The 5,903-nt window shown below is 75.9% G+C and carries 6 protein-coding genes; 2 read left to right on the top strand and 4 right to left on the bottom strand.

Annotated features, from left to right (window positions below; translation table 11 throughout):
* The 3 genes from QL983_RS10000 to QL983_RS09990 all read right to left on the bottom strand — a co-directional run.
* A partial coding sequence (locus QL983_RS10000) for a GNAT family N-acetyltransferase (protein WP_290152784.1) occupies nucleotides 1-403 on the bottom strand: 403 nt, incomplete at its 3' end.
* Nucleotides 404-409: 6 nt separating this feature from the next.
* Complete coding sequence (locus QL983_RS09995; RefSeq protein ID WP_230297423.1) at nucleotides 410-2,869, bottom strand: YhgE/Pip domain-containing protein; 2,460 nt, start codon at nucleotides 2,867-2,869, stop codon at nucleotides 410-412.
* Complete coding sequence (locus tag QL983_RS09990; RefSeq protein WP_069941208.1) at nucleotides 2,869-3,654, bottom strand: ABC transporter ATP-binding protein; 786 nt, start codon at nucleotides 3,652-3,654, stop codon at nucleotides 2,869-2,871. The genes QL983_RS09995 and QL983_RS09990 overlap by 1 nt, the downstream gene beginning before the upstream one ends.
* Nucleotides 3,655-3,726: 72 nt before the next feature.
* Here QL983_RS09990 and QL983_RS09985 point away from each other — a divergent pair, with 72 nt between their 5' ends.
* On the top strand, nucleotides 3,727-4,335 hold the full coding sequence (locus QL983_RS09985; protein ID WP_020624715.1) for a TetR family transcriptional regulator: 609 nt from the start codon (nucleotides 3,727-3,729) through the stop codon (nucleotides 4,333-4,335).
* A 21-nt stretch (nucleotides 4,336-4,356) separates the two neighbouring features.
* On the opposite strand, the gene QL983_RS09980 is transcribed toward QL983_RS09985, so the two are convergent.
* Nucleotides 4,357-5,124 carry a sulfite exporter TauE/SafE family protein gene (locus QL983_RS09980; protein WP_036382325.1) on the bottom strand — a complete coding sequence of 256 codons (768 nt, stop codon included), beginning with the start codon at nucleotides 5,122-5,124 and terminating at the stop codon, nucleotides 4,357-4,359.
* Between the two features lie 74 nt (nucleotides 5,125-5,198).
* Here QL983_RS09980 and QL983_RS09975 point away from each other — a divergent pair.
* The coding region (locus QL983_RS09975; protein WP_290152777.1) for an NAD(P)/FAD-dependent oxidoreductase at nucleotides 5,199-5,903 on the top strand (705 nt) is incomplete at its 3' end.

Genomic DNA, 5,903 nt, shown 5'->3' with positions numbered 1-5,903 from the left:
GCCGCCGCAGCCGCTCGACGCCGTCGTGCACGAGGGCCTCGGCCAGCCCGGTGCCGCGCCCCTCGGCGAGCACGTACAGCTTCGAGAGGTGGCCGGCCGGCACGTCGCCGAGCCGCTCCGTGACGGGTGCCTCGGGGGCCGCGGCGGTCTCGTACATGGCGTAGCCGAGCAGGGTCTCCGGGGCGTCGGCCGCGGCGCCCACGAGCACGATCCGCTCCGGGTCCGCGATCCACGCGGCCACGGCGGCCTCACTCAGGTGCAACGCGATGTGCGCCTCCACCGCGGCACGCGGCAGCGAGGCCGGGGAGGCGTCCGGGAAGGTGGCCGCGGCGATCGCGGCGATCGCGGGCGCGTCCTCGGGGCGGGCCGGACGGACGACGGCGGCGCGGGGTGCGGAAGTCATCCCCGCTCAGGCCTGCAGCGCGGGGTGCAGGTCCTTCATGCGGAACCGACGCCGGCGCCGCACCACGAGCACGTCCAGGGCGAGCGCCGCCGCCCCGATGCCCATCAGCACGACCACCGGCACCCAGAAGCGCTGGTCCGGACCGCCGGAGATCGCGTTGCGGAACGCCTCGATGGAGTAGCTCATCGGCATGAACGGGTGCAGCGCCTGGAAGAAGCCGGGCAGCACCTCGGCCGGGTAGGTGCCGCCGGTGGAGGCCAGCTGCAGGATCAGCAGGACCAGCAGCAGCGCCGAACCGGGGGTGCCGAGCGCCGTCTGCACCAGGTGCGCGATGAGGGAGAACACCACGGCCACGAGCACCGTCAGGGCCACGGCCCGCACCGGGTGCACGGGGGCCAGGCCCAGCGGCAGCGTCGCGGCGAGCATGAGCAGGCCGCCGCCCACGGCCACGATGCCCACGGGCAGCCACGCGGCCAGCGCGATCGCCACCGGGTTGCGGCGCCCGGCCAGCAGCCGCCCGCTGATGGGCCGCATGATGTTGAACGCGGCGATGCCGAACACCCACAGGGCGATGGAGAAGAACATCGGCGCCATGCCGCGGCCGTAGACCTCCGCGGAGTTGTCCACCTGCATCACGGCCTCCACGGGCCGGGACATCACCAGGGCGGCCTCGTCCCGCTCGTCCTCGGTCAGGGCGGGGACGCGGTCGACGCCGTCGGAGAGCCCGGAGGCGAGCTCGTGGGCGCCGTCGTCGAGGGTGCCGAGGCCGGCGCGCAGCTCCCCGGCGCCGTCCTGGAGCTGGGCCAGGCCGCCGTCGAGCTCGGTGGCGCCGGACTCCAGCTGGCCCGCACCGTCCTGCAGGGTCAGCGCCCCGTCGTGGAGCGCGGCGTTGCCCTCGGCGAGGGTGGTCGCCCCGTCCGTCAGCTCGCCGAGGCCGGACTGCAGCTCCCCGGCGCCGTCCTGGAGCTGGGCCAGGCCGCCGTCGAGCTCGGTCGCGCCGGAGCCCAGCTGCTCGAGGCCGTCCGCGAACTTCCCGGCGCCGTCGGCGAGGGAGTCGGCCCCGTCCTTCGCCTCACCGATCCCGCCCTGCAGCTTCTCGGCACCCGCGGCCACGGCGTGGGCGCCGTCGTTGAGGTCCGTCAGATCCGCCTTGGCGGAGGCGGCGACGTCGTCCTCGACGAAGCCCTGGACGCGCTCGTTGGCGGCCGCGGAGGTCGCGGCGGCCTCCTCGGCGCGGCCGGCGACGGCGGTCACCCGCTCGTCCGCGCCGGTGAGCGCCTCCTGGAGCGCGGCGTACTGCTCGGACTCGGCGAGCGTCGGGTCCTCTTCGGCGAGCTCGGCCAGGGCGGCCTGCGCGTCGGCGATGCGGGCGCCCGCGCCGTCCTCGGCCGTGCCGGCCACCTCGGCGACCCGCTGGACGTCCTCGTCCACCGCGGCGACGTCGGCGGCCACCGCGTCCTGCCGCTCGATCACCTGGTCCAGGCCGGGGATCACCGTGTCGTAGAGCTGCTGGGTGCCGTCGGCCACCTGCGTGGCGCCGTCGGCGAGCTCGGCCGATCCGGTCTGCAGCTGGGCCAGCCCGTCGGAGAGGTCCGTGGCGCCCTGACGCAGGGCGGGGGCGTTCTCGGCGAGCTGCCCGGCGCCGTCGGCGAGGGCCTGGGAGCCCTCGCGCGCCTGGTCGAGCCCGTCGGCCAGGCGGCCGGCCCCGTCCTGCGCGGACGCGGCGCCCTCGGCGAGTCGCTGGGCGCCGTCGTCGGCCTGGGCGGCGCCGTCCGCGAGGTCACCCGCACCCGTGGCGAGCTGGCCCGCGCCCTCGGCCAGCTTGCCGGAGCCGTCGTGGGCCTGGACGATCCCGTCCTCCAGCTGGCTCGCGCCGTCCTTCGCGGAGGCCGTGCCGTCGGCCAGCTGCGCGGCGCCGTCGGCGGCGTCCACCATGCCCGACCGCAGCTCGCCGAGGCTGGAGAAGACGGCCTCGAAGTACGCCTCGATCGCGGACCGGTTCACGGCGGCCTCGACCTTGGCCTGGCTCGCGTTCGTGACGGAGCCGATCACGAAGCCGTTGGCGTCGTCTCGGCGCAGGGTGATCTGCGCCTGCTGCGGTGTCCCGCCGCCCTCGGGGCTGACGAGGTCACGGCTGAGCTCGGCGGGGATCTCCAGGACGAGGTAGTACCGGCCCTCCCGCAGTCCCTCCTCGGCCTCCTCGCGCGTGGTCTCGCGCCAGTCGAAGGCGCGGTCGTCCTTGAGGCGTTCGGTCATGTCCGCGCCGGTGCGCAGCGTGGTGTCGCCGCGCTGGACGGGCTCGTCCTCGTTGACGATCGCCACCGGCAGCCGGTCCATGGCCCCGTAGGGGTCCCAGTTCGCGGACAGGTACAGGGCGCCGTAGATGGCGGGGACGAGGAAGATGAACAGCAGGGCGAGCAGGGGCAGGCCACGGCGGAAGCGTCGCAGCTCGTAGCGGAACAGCATCAGTTCTCCCGGACGGGGGGCAGGGTGAGGACGACGGCGTCGCGCGGCACGGGCGCGGAGGCCACGGCGCTCACCGCGAACGGGTGGCCGTGGTCCTTGAGGACGTCCAGGGCCGCGTGGAGCGCGACCAGCTCATCGATGGTCAGGGTGGCGTCCACGTCGTCGAAGGTGACGAGGCGGGCCGGGCGCAGGCAGGCGACGACGGCGGCCAGCAGCGCGCGCTCGGGTGCAGGCAGCTCCCCGACGACGGCCTCCGGCGCCACGCTCAGCCTCACCGCGTCCGCGAGGAGGGCGAAGCGCGCGCGGCCGGCGCGGCGGCGCACGCCGTCGGCGAGGCAGCGCTCGTCCACGACCTCGGCCGCGGTCAGCGCCGGCTCGAGCTCCACCACGTCGGTGGTGTGGGCGACGGCGGTGCGGGCGCGGAGGGCGTGCGGGTGGCGCGCGGCGTCGATCGGGGGCCGGTACGCGCGGGCGGCGGGCCGCTCCGGCCCGTCCAGGGCGACGTCCACGGGGCCGCCGGTGAGCACGAGCTCGCCCCGCACGCCCTGCAGGCGCCCCGTGAGGGCGAGCAGCAGGGCCGAGCGGCCCGAGCCCTGGGTTCCGAGCACGGCCAGGTGGGTCTGCGGGGGCAGCACGAGGTCGAGGGGGCCGAACACCGGCCCGCGACCGCCGCGCAGGGTCAGACCGCGCGCCACGAGGGTGGCGGGCGGGAGGTCGTCGAGGTGCGCCGGGACGGGGGCGGGCCCGGGGCCATGGTGATCGGCGTCGGTGGGAGTGGAAGACATAGGCCCTCTTTGCCGAGTCGAGGCGGATTCAATACCATCGGTATTCAATACCATCGGCATCGAGAGGGCAACATGGCCACCCGACCCCGCCGCGAGGATGTCCGCGCGGCCATCCTCGACCACGCGGCCCGGGTGTTCGGACGGGAGGGCTACGCGCGCTCCTCCCTCGCCCGCATCGCGGCGGAGGCCGGCTACACGAAGGGCGCCGTCTATTCCGGCTTCGCGGGGAAGCCGGACCTCTTCGCCGCCGCCTGCACCGTCCAGTTCGAGCGGGCGACCACCCGAGCCATGGACGGCGTCGCCGACGCCCTGGACGACCCCGACCTGCCGCGCGAGGACCTGGTGGCCCGCGTGGCGGAGGCTCTGGCCGACGTCGTGCTCGAGACCACGGGCTCCTGGCCCCTGCTCCTCCACGAGTTCCAGGCCGTGGGCCTGCGCGAGCCCGCCGTGGGGAGAGCCTACCGGACGCTCACCGTCCGGCGGCGGGACTTCCTGGCCGGCCTGCTGCGTGAGCACCGCGTGCTGGCCGACGTCCCGGACGAGCAGGTCACGCACACCGCGGCCATGCTCCTGATGCTCGTGCACACGCTGTCGGTCGAGCGGCACCTGGCCCCGGAGGACCTGACGGTGGACGACGTGCGGGACACGCTGGCCGCGGCCGTGCGCTCCCTCCTGCCCTGACGCCTGCGCGCCGGCCCCGCCTCAGCCCAGAGTGCCGGCCACACCGCGCACCAGCGCCACCGTGCCCCCGACGCCGGCCAGGCAGATCGCGAGGACGCGCGCCTTCTCGGGGTCCACCCGGCGGGCCACCACCGAACCGAGCAGCACACCCAGCGGGCCGCCCGCCACGACGGCGACCCACACCGGCCACGGCACGTGCAGCCCCGCGGGCACGGCCGCGCCGAACAGCGACTTGGTGACCAGCGAGGTGAGATTGGCCAGCAGGAACACGGGCTGGAGGGTGGCCGCCCACGAGCGCTGGTCCCACCGGCTCGCCACCGCGTAGACCGCGAGCGCCGGCCCGGCGATGCCCGCGGTGGTGTTCATGAACCCGGCGACGGCGCCGGAGGCGAACACGGCCCCGTTCCCCTGGGCGGTGAAGCGCTGCTGCAGGCCCAGGACGGCGGCCACGGCCACCAGCACGGAGGACCCCAGGAGGATCTCGAGGGCGTGGGCGTCCAGGACCCGCACCGCCCACGCCCCCGCGAACGAGCCGGCCACGAGCAGGGGTGCGAGGCGGACGAAGCGCGGCCAGTCCACGTGCCTGTGGAGCACCGCGAACAGCAGCACCGCGGACACCGAGGCGGCCACGTTGGACAGCGTCACCCCCGCCACCGGGCCCAGGAGCAGGGACAGCGTGGGTGCGGCGATCATGCCGACGCCCATTCCGCTCACCCGCTGGAGCGTGCCGCCCACGGTGATCGCGGCCAGCGCGACGACGGCCGGCAGCCACACCAGGGAGGGGTCCATGCGGGCAGTATGCCGGAGCCGGGGGTGCCCGTCGGCCCTGGCGCCCGCCCGTGACGGGTGCGCATGCTGGCCGCATGGCCCAGCACAGCTCCACTCCGTACCCGCTCGTGATCGTGGGCAGCGGCCCCGCCGGCGTCAGCGCCGCCCGCGCCTACGTCGACGCCGGGGGACCCGGCCCCGTCCTCATGCTCACCTCGGACGTGGACCACCCCTACGAGCGCCCGCCGCTGTCCAAGGAGCTGCTGCGCGGCACCGCCGAACCCGACCCGACGGTGCTGGACGAGCTGCCGGACGCCGTCGAGCTGCGCCGGGGCGTGACCGTCACCCACGCGGACCTGGGTGCGCGGACGCTGTGGGCCGCCGAGGAGCCGATCCGCTTCGAGCGGCTCATCCTGGCCCTGGGCGCCCGTCCGGTCCCCCTGCCGGACGTCGAGGCCGACGCCGAGGTGCACCTACTGCGCTCCTTCGCCGACGCCCGCCGCCTGGTGACGTCGGCCGGGCACGCACGCTCCGCCGTCGTGGTGGGGTCCGGGTTCATCGGCTGCGAGGCGGCGGCCTCGCTGGCGCTGCGCGGGGTGGAGACCACGCTGGTCACCCCGGACGAGGTGCCGCAGCAGAAGCGGCTCGGCCGCGAGGCGGGCGATCGGATCGCGCAGTGGCTGATCGGCGCCGGCGTCGAGCTGCGCACCGGCGTGCGGGTGGGGCAGGTGCGCGCCCCGCGCACCGTCCACCTCGACGACGGCGCCACGCTCGCCCCGGACCTGATCCTCGCCGCGGTG

This window comes from Micrococcus sp. APC 4021, assembly GCF_030407635.1.
In the GTDB taxonomy this organism is placed as follows: Bacteria; Actinomycetota; Actinomycetes; order Actinomycetales; family Micrococcaceae; genus Micrococcus; species Micrococcus luteus.
The sequence above is the reverse complement of the archived record's forward strand: the minus strand, read 5'-3'. Positions and strand labels throughout refer to the sequence as shown.